We start from the raw sequence: 25,965 nt of genomic DNA on the forward strand, positions 1-25,965 counted from the left end.
GTTACTTATTTTTACGTAATTCGCGAGATTTCCTAATAATAGTCTGTTAAAATACTATTTGAGCTGTGTAAACGCTCAAGTAGATTATTATTTTGGGAGGTTTCGGAATCATATGAAAATCTGGAAGAATTACGTTTCACTTCTGCTAACGGTCTGTTTGCTGTTTGGCAGTGTAGGTATTGCCGCAGCTGCAACGGACACCACTCCGGGCACAGGTAAACACATTACCATTCTACATACGAATGATACGCATGCCCGTGCAGTTGAGTCTTCACCTGCTATGGGTTTTGCCAAAGTAGCTGGAATCGCTGACAAATATCGTAGCGAAAACCCGAACACACTCTTGCTTGATGCTGGAGATGCTGTGCATGGTACAACATTTGCCACTCTTGTGAATGGTGAGAGCATCGTGAAAGTCATGAATGAAATGGGATACCAAGCCATCGTACCGGGTAACCACGAATTCAACTACGGTTCAGATCGCCTGATCGAACTGGCAGACATGATGAACTTCCCCATGCTGAGTGCCAACGTGAAGAAAAAAGACGGAACACGTCTCTTCGATCCTTACCTCATTAAAGAGGTGGATGGCGTTAAAATTGGTATCATCGCTTTGACTACACCGGAAACGTTGTACAAAACGAATCCAAAAAACGTAGAAGGTCTTGATATTACAGATCCATCTGCAGAAGCCAAAGTTCTGGTAAACGAAATCCGCAGCAAAGTAGATGTTGTTGTGGTATTGGGACACCTTGGACAAGACGCGTCCAGCACGGATACTAGCTTTAAAGTTGTTAAAGAAGTTCCTGGCATCGACGTATTCATCGATGGTCACAGCCACACTGTACTGCAAGATGGCCTTGTATCCGATAACGGAACATTGATTGCAAGCGCAGGAGAATACACCAACTATGTAGGTGTCATCGATCTATGGGTAGATGGTGGTAAAGTAACAAAGAAACAAGCAACATTAATTGATGAAACGGAAGCAAAAGACATCAAACCAAATGAGAAAGTCGCGACTCTCGTGAACTCCATTCAAAAAGAACAAGAACCTATTTTGAAAGAAGAAGTAGCCAATACAGCTATTCTGCTGGATGGTAAACGTGAACAGGTACGTGCAGGTGAAACTAACCTGGGTGACCTGCTTGCAGATGCCATTCGTGATGTCAGCAAAGCCGATATTGCACTGACTAACGGTGGTGGTATCCGTGCTTCCATCGAAAAAGGGATCGTAACCAAAGGTGATATCATCACAGTGCTTCCTTTTGGTAACCAAGTAGTAACCCTTGAAGTGAAAGGGTCCGATATTCTGGCAGCCCTTGAAGTCGGTGTAGCTTCCTACCCTGAACCAAGCGGTGGATTCCCGCAAGTATCTGGTATCAAGTTCAAAATCGACACTTCCGCTGCAGAAGGTAGCCTCGTACATTCCGTAACTGTTGGCGATAAAGCCCTTGATCCGGAAGCAACGTATACACTGGCAACGAATGATTTCACAGCTGTTGGTGGTGACGAATACACCATGTTTGCGAAATATCCAACTACGGGTATGTATGGCGCGCTGGACGAAGCGTTGATCAATTACATGCAGAAGCTTGGCGCTGTAGACATCAAAACAGATGGTCGGATCAGTGAAGCGGTAAAACCTGCAGTAGAGCCGGAAACTCCGGCAACAGAAACACCAGCTCCAACCAAGCCAAAACCAGAAACACCAAAACCGGAAAAACCGTCTAAACCAACACCAAGCAAACCAGCTCCAGCCAAACTGCATGTTGTGAAATCCGGAGATTCCCTGTACTCTATCTCCAAACAATACGGCACTACTTGGCAGGCATTGCAAAAGCTGAACAATATCAAAAATCCACACTGGATTTATCCAGGTCAACAATTGAAATTGCCTGCAGCTTCTTAAGCTCAGCAAAGCAAAGTGCATATAGTCATGATCGCTTATAAGGCGCAACAACATAACGAATCTATCTTGTCATAACCAAAAGGGTGTTCCCAAAGCCAGATTACTGGTTAAGGGGACACCCTTTTGTATCTCCGTTCTTTAACATCAATCCACATCAGATACTTGAACATTTCCTGTGGACATATCCTGCTGATCCTGACAATCATCTGAGGCAAAAATAAACCCCAGCCAGGCCTTTACGGACCAACTTCATCATGTACCTTCCACACCGAACTATATAAAAACTCTCCGGAATTACCGTTTTCATGCGGTTATTGTACTTTTATTTCGACATCTCTATCTTCTCAAAATTGCATACTTGCACATAGATCCGCCTGCGTATGATCATCTTCAAATCCTTAATCATAAAATCATTTGTATACTAAATACGTATGTCCAAATATAGTTATTTCGTATGATATCACTCATAAAATCCTACCAAATTGCATGCCTATAGCCCTCTTTTTCATGCTCACATTGGAATCTCAGCAATCAAAATCATCTACCGCATCATATTCGGTACTATTATATGAACTCATATAATTAGCGAATCCCTTAGGAAGTGAGCTGTTCCTTCACGTAACGCACAGCCTCCTGTGCAGTCAACCCGATTCGTTTCGATTCACCTGATGCTGCAAGTGCGTGTGATCCCAGTTCGACCTGTCCTTCGGCTGCTCCTCGGCCAATAACGATCTGCACAGGCAATCCGATCAGCTCCGCATCCTTGAATTTCACACCCGGACGTTCATCCCGGTCATCAACCAGTACAGAGTAACCGCCATCGATCAATTGTTGTTCCAGTTCAAGGGTAAGCTGGCGTTGCTGCTCATCCTTCCAACTTACTGTAATCAGATGCACATCATATGGCGCCACAGCGGCCGGCCAACGAATGCCATCATCTCCTGCATACTGCTCAGCTATAGCGGCCATCAGGCGGGATACGCCAATGCCGTAACATCCCATGACTGGCGCACACTGGCGACCATTACGATCCAGGAATGAAGCGCCCATGGCATCACTATATTTCGTCCCCAATTTGAAAATATGTCCAACCTCAATACCTTTGGTAAACACAAGTGGAGATCCACATGTTGGACAAGCATCCCCTTCCGCAGCAAAGCGGATTCGTTCTACTCGCTCCAATGCAAAATCAATGCCTGGGCGTACACCGGAAACATGCACATCCACCTCATTGGCTCCTGTAATTGCACTCTTCATCACTGCCACGTCAGCGTCCACCACCATCGGCAGATTTAGTCCAATCGGACCCAGGAATCCTACCTTCAGATTTGGATGTGCCGCAATGACTGCATCGTCTGCAAGGATCAGTTCCTCTGCCCCCAACACCTGTTTCAATGCGATGTCATTCAATTCATGATCTCCACGCACAAGGGCAGCGACGAGCTGACCATCCGCCACATAAAGCAGCGTTTTGATCATATGTTCAGCACCTTTGCCCACAAAAACAGTTAACTCTGCGATCGTACGAACGCCAGGTGTGGAGATGCGTACTACCTTTTCCGCTCCTGAATGTTCATCCGTTTGAAGCGCGGAGTCTGCACTCGCAGAGTCGGCTGGAACTTCCAAACTTCCTTCTTTTTTCTCAATATCTCCAGAAGTCTGATAATCAGCTTTCTCCAGATTTGCAGCATATCCACAATGTTTGCAGGTTACAATCGTATCCTCACCCACGTCAGCTAGAGCCATGAACTCGTGTGTTTCCCCTTGACCGCCAATCGTTCCTGCGTCCGCCTCAACACGGATATAGTCCAGACCACAACGCTCCAGAATGCGACTATACGCCGTGTTCATCGCCTGATAAGTACGATCAAGCTCTTCCCAGTCTGAAGCAAAAGAGTACGCATCCTTCATGATGAACTCACGTCCACGTAGCAATCCAAATCGAGGACGGCGTTCATCCCGGAACTTGGTTCCGATCTGGTACAGGGTGAATGGCAGCTTACGATACGAACTCACCTCGTCCCGCGCTAAAGCGGTTACGACTTCCTCATGTGTTGGTCCAAGAGCAAATTCCCGTGCATGACGATCCTTCAGACGCATCAATTCGGGACCATACTGTGTGTATCTTCCGGATTCTTCCCACAACTCCGCAGGCTGCATAATCGGCAGCAACACTTCCTGACATCCAGCACGATCCATCTCTTCACGAACGATCCGTTCAACATTTAACAATATACGCCGTCCGAGGGGCAGATAACTGTAAATTCCCGCAGCAAGTTGGCGAATCATACCGGAACGCAGTAACCAGCGATGTCCCGCTGCATCTGCCTCCGCTGGCGCTTCACGTAAGGTTGGGACAAGCATTTCACTTTGACGCATCATAACACACTCCTAATCTTCCTTTTTGTTATCAAATACGGCGCATAAACAGCAAAAAGACACATCCGTCAAGGGACGAATGTGTCGTGGTACCACCCTTATTTAACTGCAAATTAATCCGTTCGCAACCTATGCGATCTGTAACATGCAGTCCTACGGGGCATAACGGGCCCTGCCGGCGGAGGTTGCAACCCTGTATGGGCATTCTCTTCCGCAGCTCGCGAGGTAGGAATTTATGAAGCAGCTACAGGAACCTTGCACCACACTGTTCCCTCTCTGTTGAAGCTGGCTTGCACAATCATGTCCTCGTTATAACGCTGTTATCATTTTTGACCACATTAGTTCATTTACAAGTAATTGTCAACCAATTAGTCGAATACATCTCCAGAATAATACTCTACTACATCACGAATGAGCATAAACGCATCCCCATTGGTAAGATTGTTCTTGTCAGCAATGCCAGCAAGCGTGTCGTCACTTATAAAGTTTTGCGTTTGTAATTGAGCAAGTGCCTGTTCAAGTGATGTTTCCGTTTCTGAAGATCCCATTGCCAGACATAACATATACGCAGCCTGATCCAACGTTAAAGGTAGGGTTACGGCATTCTCCATATTTGCTAGAGCTTGGTCGGCACTGCCTGTGTAGGCTTCTGGAAACATCGCTTGCATTCTTTTCAATTTACTTAAAAATCGTTCTGGATTCATTCCTTTATCCAGTTCCCAACCATCGTTATTATAATTGCCTGAAGTCATATACATACTCGCTGCAGCCAATAATCCCCTGTAATCCTTATGCTCCATATAATCAGGCTGCTCGAAACGATGTACTTTCAGATCCATCCCCTGATTCTCCAGCATCTTACGTAGTTCAGATGCTCGCTCTTCGGAAGTTGAGAGTTCGCGGAAGGACTCCTTATGGATATATGCCAGCTTGACCGCCGCTCCTGCTGCTTCTCCCTCTGCCATTCCCATTGGGACAACTCTTGCACTACCGTGTGGGATTGTATCAAAACTTGCTGCACGTCCAACGACGAGCAAACCATCAACCTTTAGCGGTACAAGCGAGCGAAAAGGTACACCATATTGAATCGGACTCAACATAATCGTGCCGGGATTTCCAACACTCGTGCTCTGAATATCAATATCGTATGAGCCGTATCCAATGGCATCCCAATGATCACGATTTTCCATGACATCAGCTAATGTTAATCGGTACTCGCCATAGATATGACGTGACTCCCTCACGTAAAGTTCGTTCGCTGTTCCAGCATATTGTAGCCCTGCAAATTCATCATAATTTTTCTTCAGAAACTCAACAATTAGTGGAGCTTCTTTACGCCCGATTTCCAGACCTTTTTTCACAGATATCGGATCTAACGGATCTACCCCAAAGATTTGCATCGTATTAATCAAGATTGTATCATCATTTTGTCTTCCGATGTTCAGACTTCGAATCTTAATATGTTGTGGATTGGAGGATTCATATTTTCTAGCATCACCGTACCCCCAAGCACTCATCTTATCAACCCCGGTTCCATCCCTTTCCCTAAACTTTTGCCATACCTCATCAGTAACACCGCTTAACTTGAATACAAGCGTAGAGACCATTTTGGATTTACCATCTCCAATATCTTGTCTACCTATGGAATATGGAACTCCTGCAGCGGCTGCAATATCCGCATCTTGCGTTGCATCAATGATAGAGCGGGTTGAAATCTGAACAGTTGTTCCATCTTCTTTAGTTATGCTCATACCCGTTATTGTCGTGTGATCTCCCGTAGATTGTTCAGTAAGGGGGACTAATTCCTTAGCATTCATCAACAGGTCAATATCAGGTTCAGAACGAACCATCCGATAGAAAATGTTAGCCGCTGTATTGGTATCAAATGAACTACCCTCGATCTGGTCAAACCATTCTTGGAAGATGCCTTTGTTCAGAAAGTCAGGCTGCCGCAAACTACTCAATAACTGCGGTTGTTCAGGGGAATAATTTAGATCCAGCGTATTAAGGCCTCCCTCGGTCAACAATCCTCCCAACATGTTGCGATCTCTTGCTTCCACCAGCAATACACGCATCCCATTACGAGCAGCTGATAAGGCAGCAGTAATACCTTCCGGATCCGTTCCAGCTACAATAACGTTATAGGAATCTTTCAGGTTTAGTGTAGATTGCACGTCCTCCAAAGGCTGCCATACATAATTATTATTAAATTTATAATTCTTGTTCCAGATATAAAATGCACCATATGCAGCGCTCATTAAAACAATAAACACACTGGCTATAATTGCTGTTATTTTCAATTTTCTACTAATCAAAGAAACAAACCTCCATATGTACTTTAAATTCAACAATGCTAACTCGTGAGTAGTTTTCCTATGTTATACCAACAACCGACTAACTTTTTCTCCTTTCCTACATGAGTATGCTATACATAATAAAAAACTCCCCAACACTTCAAACCGTGTTAGGAAGTTTTGATAATAAGACGGAAAATTCTACTTTTATGTTGCCATAAATACAAACTAAAACATAGGAAAGTCCCTAACTTTCCTCATTATAACGACCACTTTTGGCGAAGTAAAGACTTACCAAAACCGGAAATGGATCAGAAAGATCATTAAACACTCAGACTGTCCGTTCATCCTGACTACAATGAATTCTCTGGCGATGGCTGACATGGCAGCACGTTCCCTGTAATATAGAGAAATAGAAATCTATCACAGGTATTAATCGATAAAGGAGCTTGTCCTATGCCATATATCATATATGATCTTGAATTCACGGTAAGCCGCAATACTCGCTATTCTTCTGAAATTATTGATATCGGTGCCGTCAAAGTTACGGAAAGTGCGGATGGATTGGTCGTAACGGATACGTTCCATACGTATGTTCGTCCTTCCAATAAGTCTGTTCTGTCCACTGACACGATTCAGTTTACAGGTATCACGCAGAAAGATATTGATGCAGCCCCCCTTTTTCCGGCAGCACTGAATCAATTCATCGCCTGGATGGGAAGTGACCCCTATTACATGTGTTCCTGGGGACCCGATGACCGCAGCAAACTGATCTCTCATTGTCGCACCCATCAACTTGATGTGGCCTGGATCACCAATCATAACGATCTCCAGCAACAATGGTCCCGCACCGTTCGTAAAGAAGGTAAGTTCCGTCAACTCGGACTCGCTCAGGCTCTTGAAATCTGCGGAATTGAATTTGATGGTACCCAGCACCGTGCCTTGGATGATGCCATCAATACAGCCAAGGTGTTTATGCACCAATTTGATCGCTTCACTCTGGAAAACAACTGTGCAGCCGATGATGAGGGCATTACATCCAAGGTTGTCTATTCCAGCTCCACAGAAGATGAAGAAAAAGAATCTCCATTTGGCAATCTGGCAAGCCTTTTCAAAACCAAAGAGTAGCCGTCCACAGCACGGTACTTATTGGTGTTTTAGCATCTTTGTTCTTGCTTCAGATGGCATTCTAATTTCAACTTTTATTGTACATTTGTTGCCAATAGTTTAGGCGTTCTTTCATCTTGATGCGGCAGACCTCCGGTTCGAGAATTTCCGCATCAGGTCCATATTTAGATATCCATATGATAAATTCGTCAACATCACTTAATATGGCTTCAAATAACAGGCTACCTTCCGGTTCAATGGTTAGGATGGGTCGTATAATTAATTGCTCCTGCATCACACGCTCCACAGCATGGGGGGCAAATCGAATTTTGAACGCAGTCCACTCCGTACTTCCCTCGTATGCCCAAGGAATGCGGAAGTGCGATTGCATCAGATAATCCTCTTTGCGAAACGTGCGTGGCAATATACGTATCCTTTGCAGCCGGCTCACCTGAAATATTCGAAGTTTCTCCGACAGGTGACAATACCCTAACAGCTCAAATCTGTATTCACGAGGGATAAGACAGTAAGGATCTATACGTACGATCCCTTTTTTACCTTGAGACAGATACTCCCCTTCAATGGTGTTCTGTGAAATGCCAGCCTGAAGCAGGGTAATCAGGGATTGATTCTGCGAATCGTTGTTTTCATTTTGCCATGCGGGCAATCCCGCTTTGAACAATCCACTAATTTGCTCCGACCATTCCACTCGTTCTGTTTTGTTTTTCTGACTCGCAGCAACCACTTTCTCATAAGCGCTCTCAAAAGCAGGTTTCAGCAAAGGACGAATATTCTCCATAACTTCAGCAAGATGCATGAAAGCTTGGGCTTCTTCATCAGACCAATTTAGCGGATACATGGCAAATTGGCTGATAAACATGTACCCTTGTCCGTGTCCCATATTGGCGATCGGGATATGCATTGCACTGAGGGCCTCCATGTCGCGGTATATCGTCCTTTCCGTCGTCTCGCATCGCTGGGCGAGCTCACGTGCCAGTATGCCTGGCTTCGCCTGCACCAGCGTTATAATGCGCATTAATCGGATTAGTCGGTCTGTCATTTTGCCGGACCCTCCACGATGTTGTTTCAATAAATTTGATACAACTCCATCCATTGTTTAATATGATATTGATACATACATTCGACCTTCTCCTAAACTTCACCTTCAAATATGTAGACTCTCTCTATACCGTTACCATCTGAAATCAACCCTATTCCCCTAATATCTTTTTTTCACGATCATGATATCCTGTTGTAAACGTTATCTCATAGTGATAACGCAACTTTTCAACGATCTCGGCTTCCGCGTAATAGTCCAGATCTTGCTTCCGCGCAGCTTCAATTAACAACGCATCAGCATGACGACGCAACATATTACTTCCCACTTGAACCCGGCCTCTTTCGTAGGCGCGCAGGGCTTGTTTGATCAGGGGTACGGTTTCACTTAATTTGATCGTCTTCTCCACCTTGGGATCTTCCGGCTGACGCAGCATGCCCAGATGACTGGTGTACTGAATATACAACTGTTCTCTTCGTAACAATACACGTTGACTTTGCTTCAACTTCCTTGTGCTCCAGTAGGCTGAACATACGGCAGCTTTTCCTGATACATGGGGTCCCATGACGAATTCAAGCAAAATTTGTTTACTTTCTCCCTTGTACATATCCCCAAGCCTCAATAACCAGCCAATATCCGTTTCCTTGGAACGACATCCATAGATGCCTTTTAGCTGTACTCCATATTCCGGTTTGAGCAAAAGTTCCAAATCTCTTGATACAATTTTGGGTGCTATTTTCCTAAGTCTTTTGGCAGGGGCACCGTTACGCCACTCTACCATCATATATACGGGGTCGGCTCCCCCTGTCGGTATGGCCTCTTTATTCCACGAATAAGATACTTCAAAGACTGAGTTCACTGGTAGTCTCTCCCCCGATTTATGTGTATTATCTTCTAAGTTATCAGGGTGAATGGACACTATATTGTCACGGAACACATGTTCTCATTAAATTTTTCCAATATATTAGTTTTATATCCCTAAATCCGTCTCAATACGACAATAAACGACGAAAAAGCCTGGCACTATGCCAAGCTTATCAATCACTTATCTATGACAAGTCCCAAATTAAACAGTAGGATGATTAATTCCCATTTTGTGTAAATATTGCGCTCCATCTGCTTCGTTTACCGGTGCATAGGTGACACTGTCAATGACCAGCTTACGCCCTACTGGCTCTCCATTAACAGTGATCATAATCGTTTTGGTTGATGTGTTCTGATCTGCTGTATACATATGTTTCTACTCCTTCATGTTCACGATCTTATATTCAATCGGATATATTGGTATCGTTCATTAAATTGCGCATTTGTGAATAGCATGCACCCGGAACTGAAGTAAAAGATCTGTAAAACGGTCCGGTATGCTTGCCTATCGTTCTATTACCCCGCAGATTTGTAAGCTAAACAGCCCTGTTCCTAAATAATTTTAGATATTTCGGGTAATAAAACGATATCATCTTGAACCCATCGTCCCGGTTTTGACGTATAATGTAAGAGCCGTATTTCAACAATAGACGACGAATTCGGCGATTGATCTATCTAACCGAAGAAAGAGGTGTTAACGATGCCAAAATCCATTCAGGGTTATTTCATTCGGGTGTTATTCACCACATGCATTCTATTTACCGTTTCGATCGCTTCGACAGTAAGTGCAGCCAGTGCCAATATTTTTACGGATATATACAGTGGATGGGAGCGAGTCTCCGAACTGCCCGGAGAAGTGAACGCTCTGCAGGAAAGTTATAAGCAAACGATAGAGCAATTAAATCAAACGTCTACTCAGTTGGGACAAGCCCAGGCCAATGTCGAAGCATTTAAGACCCAGAACGAACAACTGCTGGCTCAGAACCAGAAACTCACTGAAATGGTAAGTAAATTACAGGATGACCAGAATGCCAAAGCAGCTACCACCAAACGAATTCAGACGATGGTCATCACTGTCGTTTCTCTCATATTGGGTTACTTTGTTCTGATTCGTGTGATGCGCTGGGGAATGCGTCGCCGTTCAGGCCGAGTATAAAAGAACAGGAGCAACTGCATGAACATACACCTGAACAATGCTGAAGCAGGCGGAGCAGGACAAGTCGTCACATTTTCACTGATTCAAGATGACCGCCTTCATATTTTGCATCCGCAGCAAATTGTGGCCTTCCGCGGTCCAAGTGGGAGTCGCAATGACAAATTCATGAATATCACGGGCATATATCGCAAAAAAAAGCTGATTAAATCCGAAATCACCGGACCTTGCCAATTTGTGGCTGCCCTGCCTCCCGGATTCACGATGAAGGAAGTGGAGCTCACGGAGGACAGTGATCTGCTCTATGACTTCCGCCACCTGTTCTTCTACTCTGATGGTGTAACCATGCATACCAAAATTCAGAAAATCAAAAACATGCTGATCACCCGTGATGCAGTGAAAATGAAATTTTCCGGCAAAGGCAAAATCGGATTGCTCACTCAAGGTCAGGTCTGCCAACAGGAACTTCATCCAACAGCGCCGCTCTATGTGGATGCTGGCAGCATTATTGCCTATCCCGAAAATGCACATCTGGAACTCACGGTATATGGTAACAACCTTGCCAGTCAGCATATGAATTATCATTGGAAGATGACAGGACATGGATCTGTACTCTTTCAGGCTGGACGTGAGAATCACCGCTTGGAACAGGATCTTAACGATGAGGGACTGTTCAAACGAATTCTGAAAGAAGTTATCCCCTTTGGCAATGTACTAATCAAATAAGCTGTTAGTTGATGAAGCCGACCGATCAGCTGCCACTATGCTCCAGTGGGGTGGTCACCACACCTTTTCATGTTATAATGGTTCAGACAATTGAAGAAGAAAGTCCATGCCTGTGGCATGGGAGAGGTTCGCGAACTCCCTCTATAAGACTTGACCATGTGATGGTCAGTATAAGTCTTGCGTACACGTTGCGGTCACCATGCAATCATGTACGTAAAAAACTAAGGACGCTTACTCTTACCTGCTTTTTTGAAGCGGTTATCGAGAAAGTGTGTTTTTTGATGGATGCCAGTTCATGAACTTCTCTGTTCTTCCGACACTCTATGCCTATGTGCATGGTTTGATCTCAAGAAGATAGAGAGGTTTTTTTATGTTGAACGAAGAAAAAGCAGTCGTTGTATTCAGCGGCGGTCAGGATAGTACCACGTGTCTGTTCTGGGCCAAACAACAGTTTGCCGAAGTTGAGGTCGTTACGTTTGATTATGGTCAACGCCACAAGCTGGAGATTGAATGTGCAGCCGAGATCGCTCGTGATCTGGGCGTACAGCAAACGATACTGGATATGAGCCTGTTAAATCAGCTTGCCCCCAATGCGCTCACTCGCACGGATGTGGAGATTACGCATGAAGAAGGCGAACTGCCGAGCACATTTGTAGATGGACGAAATCTTCTGTTCCTCAGTTTTGCGGCCATTATGGCAAAGCAAAAAGGAGCACGTCACCTGGTTACAGGTGTATGCGAGACGGATTTCAGCGGATACCCGGATTGCCGGGATTCATTTGTGAAATCGATGAATGTGACGCTTAACCTGTCGATGGACTATCCATTTGTCATCCACACCCCACTCATGTGGCTGGACAAAGCCCAAACGTGGAAGATGGCCGATGATCTCGGTGCCTTTGATTATGTCCGTGAGCGTACTCTGACCTGTTATAACGGTGTGATCGGCGATGGATGCGGAGAATGCCCTGCTTGCAAACTACGCAAAGCCGGACTGGATCGTTATGTACAGCAACGTTCTGCTGCTGAATCGGCGGGAGTGGATGTACGATGAGAGAACCTGGAACATTCCGTATTGTAGAGCATCTGCAACGCATCGGAGAAGATATTCTACCCACCCAGCTGCGCTATCATCGCAAACGTGTGCTTGTAAGCAAAGAATTCACCTTTGACGCAGCACATCACCTGCATTGTTATGAAGGCAAGTGCAAGAACCTGCATGGTCATACGTATAAAGTTATTTTTGGCATCAGCGGTTATCCGGGTGAAACCGGGCTGACGGTTGATTTTGGACATATCAAAGATATATGGAAAACTCAGATTGAGGGATATCTGGATCATCAGTACCTCAACGAGACACTTCCTTTAATGAATACAACGGCTGAAAATATGGTCGTTTGGCTGTTCGAACAGATGGAACAAGCGCTCCAGACGGAGCCCTATGCCGGGCTGACCGATGGTGGGCGGACGGAGTTTGTCCGACTCTTTGAGACACCCACCAGTTACGCGGAAGCGAGACGGGAGTGGATGATCGATGAGTAGTGTGACACAGCAGGTGAATGAGACGGGATCTCGTAAAGAGGCTCGTATTCCCGTGATGGAGATTTTTGGTCCGACGGTTCAAGGCGAAGGCATGGTCATCGGACAAAAAACGATGTTTGTTCGTACCGCCGGCTGCGATTATCGCTGCTCCTGGTGCGACTCGGCCTTTACCTGGGACGGCAGTGGCAAGGACCAGATTCGGATGATTACGCCGGAGGATGTATGGGAAGAATTGCGCCGCGTTGGCGGCACGCGTTTCTCCCATGTCACCATCTCCGGCGGTAATCCCGCCCTGCTCGCTTCGCTGGGCGGATTGGTTGCCCTGCTGCAGGAGAACGGCATCCGCACCGCGGTGGAGACACAGGGCTCCCGCTGGCAGCCTTGGCTGACGGACATTGACGAAGTCACTGTCTCGCCTAAGCCACCCAGCTCCGGCATGGACACCGATTGGGCCGTGCTGGATGATCTGATCGAACGGCTGGCCGCTGGCCCGGTAGAACGAAGCCATAGTCTGAAGATCGTGATCTTCGATGAGACAGACCTGGACTATGCCCGCCGTGTGCATGCACGGTATTCGGGCACGGATTTATTTTTACAAACCGGGAACCCGGATGTGACTTCCGCTGAGACGCCAGATCTGGCGTCCTCGCTGCTCGCTCGTTATGAGTGGCTGATCGACCAAGTCAGTGCCTCCGATGACCTGAACAACGTTCGTGTGCTTCCACAGCTTCATACGCTGGTATGGGGCAACAAACGCGGCGTTTGATGGGCAGTATGGGTGGAATGGGCGGCATGATGTAAGGATGAGGGCGAAATGTCCTTCGAAAATAAGAGAATTATACAGGCAAAATTGCCTATTTATATATACCGCGAGGCTTCGGGCTTTGACGGAAACAAGGAGTGTTTAATAACCGATGAGACAACCTGATGAGATGCAAGATGTAACGTTGCTGGGTAACCAGAACGTAAAATATACGTTTGAATATGATCCGGGAATTCTGGAGAGCTTTGATAACAAACATCCGTACCGCGATTATTTTGTGAAATTCAACTGCCCGGAGTTCACTAGCCTGTGCCCGATTACGGGTCAGCCGGATTTTGCAACGATTTATATCAGCTACATTCCGGATGTGAAAATGGTCGAAAGCAAATCACTCAAGCTGTACCTGTTCAGCTTCCGCAACCATGGTGATTTCCACGAGGATTGTGTGAATATCATCATGAACGACCTGATCAAGCTGATGGACCCGCGATACATCGAAGTATGGGGCAAATTCACACCGCGCGGCGGCATCTCCATTGACCCGTATACGAACTATGGTAAGCCGGGAACGAAGTACGAGCAGATGGCCGACCACCGTATGATGAATCATGATATGTACCCGGAGACGATTGATAATCGTTAATTCGTCAGGTTCATCCATTCTGTATAAGATAGAATCATAGAAAGCCAAAAGCCGAACTCTGCTATATAAGTTGAACTAAAGATTATTTACACTGACACTACGATGACAGAACAACCTTCCAATCGCTGTTATCCCCAGATTTTTTTCCATTCCCTTTCCTAAAGGGGAAAATCCGGGGATAAAGGCGAACGCTTCGCTTTTTCAGGTTTTTTCTGTCCTCTCCGTTATCGTGTAAATGATTAATTCAGCTTATATAGCTTAAGAAGTTCTGCTTTTTAATATAAACTTTTAGAACCTCAGTCTCTCGATACAATGGGATCGCAGCGCATTCAAGTAGATTGATCTTTCTTTAGTTCTTTGACTTTTCTAATGTAATGTCTCAACATCAGCACACCAATCGATTGAAAGATAATAAATATAACGATAGCCACAGACAAAGATGCTGGGGCAACATAGATAGCCTGGAACGTTATTACAGCCATATACAAAATAGTCATCACCAACTCACGTTTGGCGGATTCATAAGGTGATAAGGATTTCATATCCATCCCTCCTCTATCCTTCTTACACATAAATATGGGTCTTCTTACAGTAGATGCTAAAGTAATACGTTTATTTTGTAAATGTAATGCTATAAAAAACATCTATTGAATTCGTCAACGTTTTCTCTTGTTCCCCTTGTCGGTCCACTCAATCTATCCTATTATGTAACAATATGCTTACACGCATATATTACAACATCAGGCGCTGATCCCTCGTGACCGCGACCAAAGGAGAATTGTACATGTCTACGCAATCCACATTAACCAAGGACGCCACAGCGCGTTCGAAAGCCCCACCCGGATCGGATGCCCAAAGCACCGTTTACCGGATACTTATTGCCATCAGTCTGGTCCATCTTTTCAATGATTCGATCCAGTCGGTTATTCCAGCCATTTTTCCGATTCTGAAAGACTCTATGCATCTCACGTATACTCAGATCGGATGGATCTCATTTGCTATCAACTTTACCGCATCCATTATGCAGCCTGTCGTAGGCTGGTTTGCTGATAAAAAACCGACGCCATCCATTCTACCTATAGGCATGGGTTTTACATTTACCGGCATGTTGCTGTTGGCCTTCGCCGACAGTTATATGGCTGTCCTGATCTCCGTTATTTTTGTTGGTCTGGGTTCCGCTGCTTTCCATCCGGAAGGTTCGCGGGTATCACACATGGCTGCCGGTCAACGCCGTGGACTGGCACAGTCCATCTTCCAGGTTGGTGGTAACGCTGGGCAATCCCTTGCCCCATTGCTTACACGCTGGATCTTTATCCCGTTTGGACTGTTCGGTGCCATTGGATTTACAGGCATTGCTGCCATGGGAATTGCAGTTCAAATCTACATAGCCCGTTGGTATGGACGCATGCTGCAATCGGGAGGATATCTGCGTAGACAGGCTGCTGCTCGTCGTGCACCCAATCCTGCTTTACGCAAAAAGATTACTGCCGCCATCACACTATTGATCTTGCTCGTCTTTGTTCGTTCTTGGTATATCGCTTCCATTGGCAGCTTCTATGCGTTTAATCTGAAAGATACTTTTGGATTGTCCACAGAAGACGCGCAGATCTATATCTTCTTGTTCCTGGCTGCTGGAGCACTGGGTACGTTCTTCGGAGGCCCCTTGGCGGACCGATTCGGCAAACGTAACCTGATCTTCCTGTCCATGGCTGGAGCTGCTCCACTGGCTCTGTTGCTGCCCTATGCGAATCTGTTCTGGACAGGTGTACTGCTAACCATTATTGGTTTTATCATGTTATCCAGCTTCTCGGTTACGGTTGTATACGCGCAAATGCTGATTCCAGGCAAAATCGGAACGGTCTCGGGCCTGATCACAGGTCTGGCATTTGGTATGGGAGGTCTAGGCGCACTCGTGCTGGGCAACTGGATTGACGTCTTCGGCGTATCACCGGTAATGCAGATGTGCAGCTTCCTGCCACTGCTCGGGATTTTCACATTCCTGCTTCCATCCGATAAATTACTCAATATCTGGGCCAAAGAAAACGGTAGTGAAGAGTAATCTACATTTGCAGCCTGAATAAAAATTGAACCATAACAAAAAGGTTCCCGCCAACTCTGTATTTACAGACCGGCAGGAACCTTTTTTGTTATATATGTTGTTCTCGTATTTAGCTTCAACCGTTTATTCCACGTCACACATGACAACGCTGCTACCTTGAGCTGTAATTAGTTCCTTCACATCTTCAAATTCAAGAAATACCGTCGCCGTATTTTCCATCGGATGAATTCCGATCTTCTGACCAACTAGATCCTTGTCAAAAACTACGGTCACGTTTTTCTGTATATTATTAAACACTCCCATTGGATTTACATGGCCCTTTTCCAATCCGAGGAATTCCAACAAATCCTTTTCACTGGCAAAACTTAATTTGCGGCTCGGTATCTTTTCGCTTAAACTTCTCAAATCAACGGACTTTGTCCCAGCAATCGTCACCAGATAATAGTTGCGCTTCTTGTCATCACGCAGAAACAGATTTTTAACGATACGTTCTGTATGTGGAATCTGATAAGAGAATATTTCCTCCATCGTGTATACTGCGGGATGTTCAATACTTTCGTAAACGATATTATTGCGATCTAAAAGATCATAGAAACCCTGTTTGTTTAACATATCAAATTCAACTCTTTCAATATAAATATTCTTTTCTAATATTACTTCTTCTGTAATATTACTTCAAACGCTGAAGGATCAGCCGTTTTTTGTACAGCATTTTACCTGCTTCGGCGACATCTCGAATTGTATTTTTGTTGCTCACGGAACCAAACACCATGCCTGCAATCGGCACGAGTTGGAACAGCTTCTTCCAGCCAAAGGATTCACTGTAGGAGTTAAACACTTCCCGCCATCCCTGCATTTGCGATACCACTTCAATGGGCTTGTCCGGATCATCGTAAGCTGCGAGTTCTTCAATGATCGCTTTCTTGCCTACAATATCAGCGGAAGAGAATTGCAGACATTTGACAATAAAGATGCGCTCCAGCGGTTCATCCGGATCATAACCATAACATAGAGCCATCTCTTGCAGTACCTTCAGAGAAAGCCCCATCACCATCGGAATATCTGCCGCTATGGTTACGATGCCTCCAAAACCTGTAGCTGCTCCCTGAGCCGCGGCAAACTTGGTTCGACTGTCAGTAATGTTATCGGCCACCCGGTCCAGCACCTGAAGTGGCAGATTCTCTACACTATGAATCTTTGCTGTCCCCTCCGCTTCAGGTTCCTGCTCCAGACGATAGGTCGTATCCATCATGGAATAACCGGACCTCCCGGCTTCCTCTTGCAACAGCTTGGCTACTTTTTTCTTCTGTACGAGGAACTTGCCCCCATTCTGCACATACTGACCCACGTCGTTCAGGGAATCTCCGATCTTCTGTTTCAGCGCTTTAGGCATCACTTTATCCAACATCGCAAAGGGCAAACGCCCGATTTTATCCCAAATAAACAAGTCTTTCTGTTGTTTCTCCCATTTCAAAATCTGTTCAAGTTCCTTGTCCAACGTCTCGCGTGAATCCATATGTGATCCTCCTAATAGGTTCTGCATCGTAATCTGTATCTTTCTCATACGCAGAAATCATCGTTGTGGTTGCTTTGTTTTGTGTCCATGACACATATGTTCAGGCCATTCTATCTTATCGTTCACATACAGAAGAGCCCTTAATCAGCATCACTCGCTAACTAAGGGCTCTCGTATGAAAGGTTACACGACCTCTTATTTTGCTTCCGCTACTGCGCTGCCATCCGGTGCCGGAACACCGAAGTCAGGTGTGCCATCTTCACGCCAACGAATCACCTGAGCACGGGCGTGACGGTTTGGATCATACAAGGGATCACCCTCAATGTCTTTGTAATTACGCGCATGATAAATCAGAATATCGGTCTTGCCATCCGGTGACACCGTAAAGCTATTATGACCCGGGCCGTATTGGCCGTTCGCTTCACAAGTCTGGAATACCGGCTCGGGTGATTTCACCCAGCTGGCCGGATCAAGCAAGTCGGCATTTTCATCTGCAGTGAGCAGACCCATACAATAATTGTAATCAGTCGCGCTGGCCGAGTAGCCGATGAACAAACGCCCATTCCGATGCATCACGGCTGCTCCTTCATTGACCTTAAAGCCGATGATCTCCCAATCATACTCTGGCGTAGAGATCATAACCTGTTCGCCGCGTAGCGTCCATGGGTTCTCCATTTCGGCAATGTACAGGTTGGAGTTGCCCACAATATCGGGATCTTTCTGTGCCCAGACCAGATAGCGGATTCCCTTATGTTCAAAGGTCGTTGCATCCAGCGCAAATGATTCCCACCGGGTGTGAATCTGCCCTTTCTCTACCCACTCTCCTTCGAGTGGATTCGCGGAATCGTTCTCCAGGACATACATCCGATGATCGAACAGACCTTCGTTAGTCTCACTGGTGTGAGCGGCAGCGTAGTGTATGTACCATTTGCCATCGATAAAATGAATCTCCGGTGCCCAAATGTTGGCACTCATTGGCCCTGTGTCACGCTTCGTCCAAGCCGTTACCGGCTCAGCATCTCTTAACTCTTCCAACGTCTCTGCTCTTCGGATTTCAATCCGGTCAAAGGCTGGCACGGAAGCGGAGAAATAATAGTAACCGTCTGTATGACGGTACACCCACGGATCAGCACGCTGCTCCAGGATAGGATTAGTAAATGTAATGGAATCAGTCATGGGAATGCTCCCCTTTCAAATGTTGTTTGGCTCGAAGTTTGAGGATGTAACCCAATTGCGAAAAAGCGAAAACCCTTTTGGGGTGGTGCACAGCGGACGTTCGGGGGTGGTAGGGCCTTGGTGCTCTCTTGTCCTCCGATTTCTTTTCCCCACCGCTCCTGGCGGTTGAAATCGGATGCCAAACTCGCTCCTGCGGCTCCTTCCTCCCCCTCACTGCTTGTGCACCATCGAAGCGACAGCTCGCTCTTACCGGGCTCGCTGGGTTACAACCTCACTTCGAGCCTTTTTTTGTTGGCTCGGTCTTATGGGGTCGACCGCTTCACAGGGTCAACTCTCCCCATATTTAGTACATTATTGGCCTCAGACATAGGCCAACTTTGTTGTGCACAGCGGACGTTCGGGGGTGGTAGGGCCTTGGTGCTCTCTTGTCCTCCGATTTCTCTTTCCACCGCTTTTGGCGGTTGAAATCGGATGCCAAACTCGCTCCTGCGGCTCCTTCCTCCCCCTCACTGCTTGTGCACCATCGGAGCGGCAGCTCGCTCTCACCGCGCTCACTGGGTTACAACCTCACTTCGAGCCATTGTGTGGCTCGGTCTTATGGGGTTGACCGCTTCGCAGGGTCAACTCGAAATCGGATGCCAAACTCGCTCCTGCGGCTCCTTCCTCCCCCTCACTGCTTGTGCACCTTGGCGCAGCAGCTCGCTCTTACCGCGCTCGCTGCTCGCCCCCTACTCCTCCGCTGCGCTGATCTGCTTGCCCCAGACCGCTACACCGCGGTCATTGAAGCCTGTTACCACCAGCGCGGGCTGGCTTCGCTCCCAGTCCCAGGACGGCAGTAGTTTCAGCTCTTCCGTGGATGCTCCGCCCCATGGGCTTTCTTTCCACTTCAACGTCAGTGTTTGTTTGTCATCAAATGTCCAGGTTCCTGAACCTTTTTCACTTTTAATTTTACCGTTGCTTGTTAGGGTATAAGGCACGACTTGAATCTGCCCGTCTACGGACGGATCAAGCGCCATGCCTTCCCACTCCCCGGCAATCATGGATTTCGGAATGTCCTGTGCTGTCTCACCTGCATAACGTTCAGGTGAAACGACAGGCCAGCCGTCCTTGGTCCATAACATTCTGCGTACATGCAGATATGGCCAGTTTTTATCTATCTCGCCCCGTGCATGATGCACGATGTAATAATTGTCTCCGTCCTTTAGAACCGAGTTATGTCCGGGCGCAACCCAGCCCTCGCCTTCTGTGAAGCGATAACCGCCGAGAATTTTGGTGCCAATCTCATATTGCGGCAGATGATCCGTATCCAGCATGTTATTGCCGTTTATGTCCGTGTACGGTCCTGTGATTGAATCAGCACGCGCAACCCGCACGTTATAATCTTCGAATAAGGAATCATAAGAGACGAATAGATAATACTTTTTGAACTCCGGGTTATACACAATGTATGGACCTTCAACTGCACCTTCTTCGGTAGCACGATCACGAGCGGCAATACGAGTACCATAACCCTCGTCCTTGAATTTCCCGGTGTCGGGATTAAGTGGCGCAATGTAGATTCCGTCAAAGAATGAACCATATACCATCCACGAATTGCCCTCGGCATCCACAATGGGATTGGCATCAATGGCATTTAATTTGTCTTGTTCATTCGCAGAAGTTTTCACAACCAGTCCTTCATCTGTCCAAGGACCTTCGGGAGATGAGGATGTCTGAAGACCAATAGCCGACTGGGTACTGCCAAAAGAAGAAGCCGAATAATACATCCGATAGGTATCACCAGCCTGAATCACATCCGGTGCCCACAGATTGACCGCACCTGTCCAGTCCAGCGCTTCTTGAGGAATACCCGGCAGAGCTTGACCTACCCATGTCCAGTGGATCAGATCATCTGATTTGCGTACCATGACGCCGGGTTTCGCTTCTCCTGCTACACGAACGTCTGTGGAGTAGACGTAGTATCCCTGGTCTGTTTTGATAATGACCGGATCATGCGCATTGTTCACCGTCCAGCGTATTCATCGTCCAAAATGGAAGTGTCATACAACTGAGTATCTTGAGGAGCTTCAGGAAAGACGGGACGGGACACCGTTTCTCCTGCTCCTTCTCCGGAACAACCCGTAGCTCCAACAACCAACAATAACAACATGGAAGCAACCACTCCTTTTCCTGAATTCGACCACCGTCGGAATTTCTTCCGCTGGGTCATCCCTTCACTCCCGAAATCGCAACCGACTCAATAATCTGTTTCTGGAAGATCAGGAAGATGATTAATACAGGTAACAGAGCCACAATCGACGCCGCCATAATAAGCGGGTAATCGGTTTGAATCGCATACGTGGCATTGAAGTTCGCTATAACGAGCTGTAACGTCTGCTTCTCCGGTGAATTCAGATAAATAATCGGTGCCAGATAATCGTTCCAGATACCCATGAACCAGAGAATCAGCTGTGCAGCAATCGCCGGTTTGATGAGCGGAAACGTAATACTGGAGTACAACCGGAAGTAGGAACTTCCATCGATTTTGGCCGCCTCAATAATTGCATCTGGCACACTAAGCAGGTATTGGCGCAGGAAGAAGATCATAATTACGTTACCGAACAGTCCTGGAACGATCAGTGGCAACAGCGTATCCACCCAGCCCAGCTTTGCAAACATGATGAATTGTGGGATCATGACTGTTGGATAAGGAATCATCATGGATGCCAGCAACGCGAGAAACAGTTTGTTTTTGTGCGGGAATCTTAATTTGGCAAAAGCAAAGGCAGCGATACTGGACGTAAACGTACCCACCACCGTTACACTCACCGCAACAATGAGGCTGTTTTTGATCCCGCTGAGCAGCGGACCAGCTTCCCAGATTTCTTTATACTTACCAAATTGGAATACTTCAGGTATCCACACAGGCGGAAGCGCGAACACATCTTGCTTCTCCTTCAATGAAGTGGACAGCATCCAGATCAGTGGTGCAATCATCGCAATCGCACCGATCGCGAGTACGATAAAGATGATAGAGTTCGTTAATTTCCTCTTTTGACTGTAAGACATCTCCGGTTCACTCCTTTCCTTGACAATCAATCCCCATCATAGGCTGATTTTTCGTTCATTTTGAATTGCACCAGGGTAATGACAAAAATGAAAATACCAAGAATCATGGCCATCGCTGAGGCATAACCCATCTGCAAGTTACTGAAGGCTTTCTGCCAAATGTAGAAGACGATTGATGCCGAAGAATATTCAGGACCACCCGTAGGTGTCATAATGTTCATCTCGGTGAAGATCTGGGAACCACCAATGATATTCGTAACAATGAGGAAAAAAGTAACCGGCTTCACCATAGGCCAGGTGATGTTGCGGAAGATCTGGAACCCATTGGCTCCATCCAGCTCAGCCGCTTCGTAGTATGTACGTGATACACTTTGCAGTGCTGCCAGATACAACAACATCGTGTATCCCAAGCCTTTCCACACCGTCATAATAATCAGAGCGGGTTTGACTGTGTCTTTGTTCGCGAGCCAGTTAGGTCCTTTAATCCCAAACAGGTCAAGGAACTGGTTTACCAGACCGTAATCCCCGTTGTACGCCCAGTTCCACATGATGGACACCGCAGCGAGGGAAGAAATAACCGGAATGTAATAGATCACTCGGAATGTCGTTGTGCCGGGAATTTTACGATTCAGACCCATTGCCAGCAACAGCGCCAACAACAGACCAATCGGGATACCGAGCATCAGGAAAAATGTATTAAACATCGCTTTGTAGAAGAGGTCATCCGTGAGCAAATCCTTGAAGTTGGCCAAACCGATAAAGTTCATCTGTCCCAGTCCGTCCCAATCCGTAAAGGAACCATAAAGGGAGTAGAGGAACGGGAACATGACAAAGATCAGCAATCCAAGAATCGGAGGTAAAATAAACAGATATCCGTACAGCATCTCTTTGCGATACAAACTCGATTTCGTAATCACGGCGTTCACCCCTGTTCTAGTATCAGCATGTGGCATTCTTCGATAGAACTTTGCCGATCAACGAATGCCACATGCCCGTATGGAATCCAATAAGTTCCAATACGAATGATGCCAGCAGCATGATTGCAGGCTGCCGGCATCACCCTTTCCTATCTACTATTTCTGAGATTTCTTTTCTTGTTCAACCGCTTTATCGAGCAGTTTTTGCATTTTCGGTTGTTGCTGCTTCACATAGTCTGCGGCTGTAATCTTGCCATCCAATACCGGCTGGATGTCCGTGAAGAACAGGTCATACCATTCCGCATTGTACGTGTAGTTACCTGGCAGAGCCCGGCCGTAATCCTCAACGATATCAATGAATTCCTGTTTGTTGGCTGGTTTCGTGGATGTATCTTTGGCCCACTCGTCTGCCATATCAAGCAAGTTCGGAATCTGTACCTTGGCATCTACCAGTTGTTGCATGCCTTCCTTCGAAGCTGTAAGGTAGTTCACCAATGCTGCCGCTTCTTCTGGATGTTTCGTTTTCGCGGATACTCCGATTCCCAGAGATCCGATCCACGTTGCCGATTTGCCAGTCGATCCCGCAGGGAATGGCAGCAAATCATAATCGAAAGGTAATTTCTCAAATGTACTCATATCCCATGGACCTACAGGGAAGAAAGCCATTTCACCTTTCATCCAGCGTTGGTACGTATCCAATGTTTGCGCTTCCTCAATGGAAGGTGTAATTTTGTATACATTCTGCATATCCGCGAAGAACTGCAGTGCTTCAGCGAATTTTGGATCATCAATCGTTACTTTTGTTTTGGTCTCATCCAACCAATCTCCACCGTTGCTCCATACAAAGGATTGCAGTGCCCACTGTACGTTGAATCCAGTACCGTATACATCCGGTTTACCATCTCCATTGGTATCCTTGGTCGCTTGCTGGTTCACCTTGATGAACTCTTCCCATGTGTATGGTTTATCCTTGTCAGGAAGTGGGATGCCCTCTTTTTCAAACAACGTTTTGTTGTAGCCCAGTGCAAATGGCCCCAGATCCTTCGGCATACCGTAGATATCGCCCTGTCCTGCCATTTGGCCGTCATAACGATACAGGTCCACGCCGTATTTCCAGATATTATCGAGATCAACATCCGGATTGTTTTCAATATACGAAGTGAGGTTCATCAGCACATTGCTGTTCACATACGCTTTCACGTCACCCGGATTGATATAAAATACGTCAGGCAAGCTGTTGCCTGTAATTGCCGCTCTCAGCTTGGTTGCATATTGATCCGCAGCCGTTACGATAATTTTGACTTTCACACCCGGATGATCTTCTTCGAATTTCTTGACCACCGCTTGGTATGCTTTCTGCTCGTCTGTACCGCCGCGGAACATAAACGTTAACTCCTTGTCCCCACTTGCACTGCTGCCTCCTCCGCAGCCCGCAAGTACCAGTGCACTTACCAGCATAAGAAGCATAAATGTGACCCAACTCTTTTTCTTTACCATCTGAACCCCTCCTGATCTGGACTTGTAACCGTATTCAATTGGATGAAATAAGATTTCTGTTGTTAAATTTATCAAATCCAGATCACTTTAGTCAACACTTTTGTAAAACATTTTATATTTATATAAAATAAATCAGTATTTCGGCCAGCCACTCGAGTCCCAAAGCAAGTCATTAATCAGCAATTTTGGATTGCCATTATCCTCTGCATCATAGGCATGTCTTGCGATGACATTACCGTTGTACACGTCCTGACCACCTGGACCTTTCCATTTCACATTGCCTGTATCCAATATCGTTCCGCCACCATTCAGCATATTAACTCCGTTTTTGTCCACATAAGGGCCTGTTATACTGGTCGAACGTCCATAGACCATTTTGTAGGTACTGTTCACCCCTTGGCAGCAAGAATCGATGGAAGCAAACAGGTAATAGTAGCCGCCACGATATACAATACTTGGTCCTTCAATAGCACCTCCGTTATTCGGGCGCGCAGCAATGGAAGTTATACTTCCCGTCGGTTTCATCGTGTTTTTGTCCAGCTTGACAATCTTCAGACCACTCCAGAAAGAACCAAAGGCCAGCCATGGATTGCCTGAAGCATCAATGACCAGATTTGGATCAATGGCATTATAATTATTGGCGGTCGTGGTTTGAAGCACCAATCCTTCGTCCTTCCACTGCCCTGCTCCAATGCTGTTCGCAGAAGCAAGACCAATCGCAGACCGATTGGAGCCAAAGGTGGAGATTGAATAATAGAGCCATACTTTTCCGTTATACTGCTCTACATCCGGTGCCCATACATCCAATCCGCTTTGTCCCGGAACGGCAGAAGCCCACCAGGATGGCTTACTTAAGAAAATTTGTGGAACACGATACCAGGACGAACCATTATCGGATTTCAATACTTGAATGCCCGGGCCAGTTGAGAAGGTGTACCAGGAACTACCCTCTTTGATAATCGATGGATCATGAACAGCCGTATCTCCGGTCAGATTCCAGAATGCCGCCAAAGCTTTTGACTGACCTGCCAGCAGTAATACCATCACAAGTAATGCCGGTAAAGCCAACCGTTTCCACTTAAACCTCTTCACATTGCTTAACTTTTCCAAACCAAACTCCACCTTTCCTGTTCAAATGGTTAATTAGGTTCATGAAGTATTGAATCAATTTAGGTATAATAGGATTATAAAAGCGGTTACATTACATTTCAATGGTATATTTCAAATATATGTGAACTGATTAACACTTATTTTAACCGGAATAGTGGACAAAATATAGATTATATTTTCGTATTTGCGCTATATACAAGGG

General features: G+C 46.2%; 22 protein-coding genes and 1 pseudogene. 9 read left to right on the forward strand and 14 right to left on the reverse strand.

The window, feature by feature from the left end; genetic code table 11:
• The first annotated feature begins 112 nt into the window (after window positions 1–112).
• Complete coding sequence (locus ACDJ59_RS19820; RefSeq protein ID WP_413405130.1) at window positions 113–1,912, forward strand: 5'-nucleotidase C-terminal domain-containing protein; 1,800 nt, start codon at window positions 113–115, stop codon at window positions 1,910–1,912.
• Window positions 1,913–2,506: 594 nt separating this feature from the next.
• On the opposite strand, the gene ACDJ59_RS19825 is transcribed toward ACDJ59_RS19820, so the two are convergent.
• Together ACDJ59_RS19825 and ACDJ59_RS19830 are read right to left on the reverse strand one after the other, a co-directional pair.
• Window positions 2,507–4,291 (reverse strand): proline--tRNA ligase, encoded by a 1,785-nt coding sequence (locus ACDJ59_RS19825; RefSeq protein ID WP_413409863.1) that lies wholly within the window; start codon window positions 4,289–4,291, stop codon window positions 2,507–2,509.
• 368 nt (window positions 4,292–4,659) lie between these two features.
• Window positions 4,660–6,606, reverse strand: a complete 1,947-nt coding sequence (locus ACDJ59_RS19830; RefSeq protein WP_413405132.1) for an FAD-dependent oxidoreductase — start codon at window positions 6,604–6,606, stop codon at window positions 4,660–4,662.
• Between the two features lie 435 nt (window positions 6,607–7,041).
• Here ACDJ59_RS19830 and ACDJ59_RS19835 point away from each other — a divergent pair, with 435 nt between their 5' ends.
• Complete coding sequence (locus ACDJ59_RS19835) at window positions 7,042–7,713, forward strand: 3'-5' exonuclease (RefSeq protein WP_017690193.1); 672 nt, start codon at window positions 7,042–7,044, stop codon at window positions 7,711–7,713.
• A gap of 67 nt (window positions 7,714–7,780) precedes the next feature.
• Here the strand turns inward: ACDJ59_RS19835 and ACDJ59_RS19840 are convergent, their stop codons facing one another.
• The 3 genes from ACDJ59_RS19840 to ACDJ59_RS19850 form a co-directional block, all read right to left on the reverse strand.
• Window positions 7,781–8,752 carry a helix-turn-helix transcriptional regulator gene (locus ACDJ59_RS19840; protein WP_413405135.1) on the reverse strand — a complete coding sequence of 324 codons (972 nt, stop codon included), beginning with the start codon at window positions 8,750–8,752 and terminating at the stop codon, window positions 7,781–7,783.
• Window positions 8,753–8,903: 151 nt separating this feature from the next.
• Window positions 8,904–9,608, reverse strand: coding sequence for a hypothetical protein (locus ACDJ59_RS19845; protein WP_413405137.1), 705 nt, complete (start codon window positions 9,606–9,608; stop codon window positions 8,904–8,906).
• 207 nt (window positions 9,609–9,815) lie between these two features.
• Window positions 9,816–9,983, reverse strand: a complete 168-nt coding sequence (locus ACDJ59_RS19850; RefSeq protein ID WP_413405139.1) for a hypothetical protein — start codon at window positions 9,981–9,983, stop codon at window positions 9,816–9,818.
• A 330-nt stretch (window positions 9,984–10,313) separates the two neighbouring features.
• Between ACDJ59_RS19850 and ACDJ59_RS19855 the strand changes: the two genes are divergently transcribed.
• The 6 genes from ACDJ59_RS19855 to queF all read left to right on the forward strand — a co-directional run bounded on the left by ACDJ59_RS19855 (window position 10,314) and on the right by queF (window position 14,440).
• The gene (locus ACDJ59_RS19855; protein WP_413405141.1) at window positions 10,314–10,769 is read left to right on the forward strand and encodes a hypothetical protein; all 456 of its coding nucleotides are present in this window, start codon (window positions 10,314–10,316) and stop codon (window positions 10,767–10,769) included.
• 18 nt (window positions 10,770–10,787) lie between these two features.
• The gene (locus ACDJ59_RS19860; protein WP_145320704.1) at window positions 10,788–11,492 is read left to right on the forward strand and encodes an AIM24 family protein; all 705 of its coding nucleotides are present in this window, start codon (window positions 10,788–10,790) and stop codon (window positions 11,490–11,492) included.
• A gap of 373 nt (window positions 11,493–11,865) precedes the next feature.
• Window positions 11,866–12,546 carry a 7-cyano-7-deazaguanine synthase QueC gene (gene queC, locus ACDJ59_RS19865; protein WP_413409864.1) on the forward strand — a complete coding sequence of 227 codons (681 nt, stop codon included), beginning with the start codon at window positions 11,866–11,868 and terminating at the stop codon, window positions 12,544–12,546.
• Window positions 12,543–13,034: a 6-carboxytetrahydropterin synthase QueD gene (gene queD, locus ACDJ59_RS19870; protein ID WP_413405143.1), complete on the forward strand. Its 492-nt coding sequence runs from the start codon at window positions 12,543–12,545 to the stop codon at window positions 13,032–13,034. Before queC ends, queD begins: the two co-directional genes overlap by 4 nt.
• Window positions 13,027–13,800, forward strand: a complete 774-nt coding sequence (gene queE / locus ACDJ59_RS19875; RefSeq protein WP_413405145.1) for a 7-carboxy-7-deazaguanine synthase QueE — start codon at window positions 13,027–13,029, stop codon at window positions 13,798–13,800. The genes queD and queE overlap by 8 nt, the downstream gene beginning before the upstream one ends.
• A 148-nt stretch (window positions 13,801–13,948) precedes the next feature.
• Window positions 13,949–14,440 carry a preQ(1) synthase gene (queF, locus tag ACDJ59_RS19880; RefSeq protein ID WP_076319044.1) on the forward strand — a complete coding sequence of 164 codons (492 nt, stop codon included), beginning with the start codon at window positions 13,949–13,951 and terminating at the stop codon, window positions 14,438–14,440.
• Window positions 14,441–14,769: 329 nt separating this feature from the next.
• Here the strand turns inward: queF and ACDJ59_RS19885 are convergent, their stop codons facing one another.
• Window positions 14,770–14,982 carry a hypothetical protein gene (locus tag ACDJ59_RS19885; RefSeq protein ID WP_413405147.1) on the reverse strand — a complete coding sequence of 71 codons (213 nt, stop codon included), beginning with the start codon at window positions 14,980–14,982 and terminating at the stop codon, window positions 14,770–14,772.
• 242 nt (window positions 14,983–15,224) lie between these two features.
• On the opposite strand from ACDJ59_RS19885, the gene ACDJ59_RS19890 reads away from it, so the two are divergent.
• Window positions 15,225–16,499, forward strand: coding sequence for an MFS transporter (locus ACDJ59_RS19890; RefSeq protein WP_036668794.1), 1,275 nt, complete (start codon window positions 15,225–15,227; stop codon window positions 16,497–16,499).
• Between the two features lie 123 nt (window positions 16,500–16,622).
• Here ACDJ59_RS19890 and ACDJ59_RS19895 read toward each other — a convergent pair whose 3' ends face one another.
• From ACDJ59_RS19895 to ACDJ59_RS19930, 8 genes and pseudogenes are all read right to left on the reverse strand, one after another.
• Window positions 16,623–17,111: a prolyl-tRNA synthetase associated domain-containing protein gene (locus ACDJ59_RS19895; RefSeq protein ID WP_413405150.1), complete on the reverse strand. Its 489-nt coding sequence runs from the start codon at window positions 17,109–17,111 to the stop codon at window positions 16,623–16,625.
• 58 nt (window positions 17,112–17,169) lie between these two features.
• Window positions 17,170–18,015 carry an EcsC family protein gene (locus ACDJ59_RS19900; RefSeq protein ID WP_413405152.1) on the reverse strand — a complete coding sequence of 282 codons (846 nt, stop codon included), beginning with the start codon at window positions 18,013–18,015 and terminating at the stop codon, window positions 17,170–17,172.
• Between the two features lie 195 nt (window positions 18,016–18,210).
• Complete coding sequence (locus ACDJ59_RS19905; RefSeq protein WP_211085727.1) at window positions 18,211–19,191, reverse strand: family 43 glycosylhydrolase; 981 nt, start codon at window positions 19,189–19,191, stop codon at window positions 18,211–18,213.
• A gap of 728 nt (window positions 19,192–19,919) precedes the next feature.
• A pseudogene (locus tag ACDJ59_RS19910) lies at window positions 19,920–21,340 on the reverse strand (arabinan endo-1,5-alpha-L-arabinosidase).
• Window positions 21,341–21,396: 56 nt separating this feature from the next.
• Window positions 21,397–22,239: a carbohydrate ABC transporter permease gene (locus ACDJ59_RS19915; RefSeq protein ID WP_036611483.1), complete on the reverse strand. Its 843-nt coding sequence runs from the start codon at window positions 22,237–22,239 to the stop codon at window positions 21,397–21,399.
• 26 nt (window positions 22,240–22,265) lie between these two features.
• Window positions 22,266–23,156, reverse strand: coding sequence for a carbohydrate ABC transporter permease (locus ACDJ59_RS19920; RefSeq protein ID WP_036611613.1), 891 nt, complete (start codon window positions 23,154–23,156; stop codon window positions 22,266–22,268).
• Window positions 23,157–23,312: 156 nt separating this feature from the next.
• Window positions 23,313–24,653, reverse strand: a complete 1,341-nt coding sequence (locus ACDJ59_RS19925; protein WP_341010244.1) for a sugar ABC transporter substrate-binding protein — start codon at window positions 24,651–24,653, stop codon at window positions 23,313–23,315.
• Between the two features lie 132 nt (window positions 24,654–24,785).
• Window positions 24,786–25,697, reverse strand: coding sequence for a glycoside hydrolase family 43 protein (locus ACDJ59_RS19930; RefSeq protein WP_051154000.1), 912 nt, complete (start codon window positions 25,695–25,697; stop codon window positions 24,786–24,788).
• Window positions 25,698–25,965: the final 268 nt, after the last annotated feature.

Source organism: Paenibacillus amylolyticus (assembly GCF_047302515.1).
GTDB lineage: Bacteria > Bacillota > Bacilli > Paenibacillales > Paenibacillaceae > Paenibacillus > Paenibacillus amylolyticus_G.

Bases quoted from the DNA above. Each gene is read 5' to 3' on its own strand.
- ACDJ59_RS19820 (WP_413405130.1), top strand. From the start codon at position 113: ATGAAAATCTGGAAGAATTACGTTTCACTTCTGCTAACGGTCTGTTTG.
- ACDJ59_RS19825 (WP_413409863.1), bottom strand. From the start codon at position 4,291: ATGCGTCAAAGTGAAATGCTTGTCCCAACCTTACGTGAAGCGCCAGCG.
- ACDJ59_RS19835 (WP_017690193.1), top strand. From the start codon at position 7,042: ATGCCATATATCATATATGATCTTGAATTCACGGTAAGCCGCAATACT.
- ACDJ59_RS19840 (WP_413405135.1), bottom strand. From the start codon at position 8,752: ATGACAGACCGACTAATCCGATTAATGCGCATTATAACGCTGGTGCAG.
- ACDJ59_RS19850 (WP_413405139.1), bottom strand. From the start codon at position 9,983: ATGTATACAGCAGATCAGAACACATCAACCAAAACGATTATGATCACT.
- ACDJ59_RS19855 (WP_413405141.1), top strand. From the start codon at position 10,314: ATGCCAAAATCCATTCAGGGTTATTTCATTCGGGTGTTATTCACCACA.
- ACDJ59_RS19860 (WP_145320704.1), top strand. From the start codon at position 10,788: ATGAACATACACCTGAACAATGCTGAAGCAGGCGGAGCAGGACAAGTC.
- queD (WP_413405143.1), top strand. From the start codon at position 12,543: ATGAGAGAACCTGGAACATTCCGTATTGTAGAGCATCTGCAACGCATC.
- queE (WP_413405145.1), top strand. From the start codon at position 13,027: ATGAGTAGTGTGACACAGCAGGTGAATGAGACGGGATCTCGTAAAGAG.
- queF (WP_076319044.1), top strand. From the start codon at position 13,949: ATGAGACAACCTGATGAGATGCAAGATGTAACGTTGCTGGGTAACCAG.
- ACDJ59_RS19885 (WP_413405147.1), bottom strand. From the start codon at position 14,982: ATGAAATCCTTATCACCTTATGAATCCGCCAAACGTGAGTTGGTGATG.
- ACDJ59_RS19890 (WP_036668794.1), top strand. From the start codon at position 15,225: ATGTCTACGCAATCCACATTAACCAAGGACGCCACAGCGCGTTCGAAA.
- ACDJ59_RS19895 (WP_413405150.1), bottom strand. From the start codon at position 17,111: ATGTTAAACAAACAGGGTTTCTATGATCTTTTAGATCGCAATAATATC.
- ACDJ59_RS19900 (WP_413405152.1), bottom strand. From the start codon at position 18,015: ATGGATTCACGCGAGACGTTGGACAAGGAACTTGAACAGATTTTGAAA.
- ACDJ59_RS19905 (WP_211085727.1), bottom strand. From the start codon at position 19,191: ATGACTGATTCCATTACATTTACTAATCCTATCCTGGAGCAGCGTGCT.
- ACDJ59_RS19915 (WP_036611483.1), bottom strand. From the start codon at position 22,239: ATGTCTTACAGTCAAAAGAGGAAATTAACGAACTCTATCATCTTTATC.
- ACDJ59_RS19925 (WP_341010244.1), bottom strand. From the start codon at position 24,653: ATGGTAAAGAAAAAGAGTTGGGTCACATTTATGCTTCTTATGCTGGTA.
- ACDJ59_RS19930 (WP_051154000.1), bottom strand. From the start codon at position 25,697: ATGGTATTACTGCTGGCAGGTCAGTCAAAAGCTTTGGCGGCATTCTGG.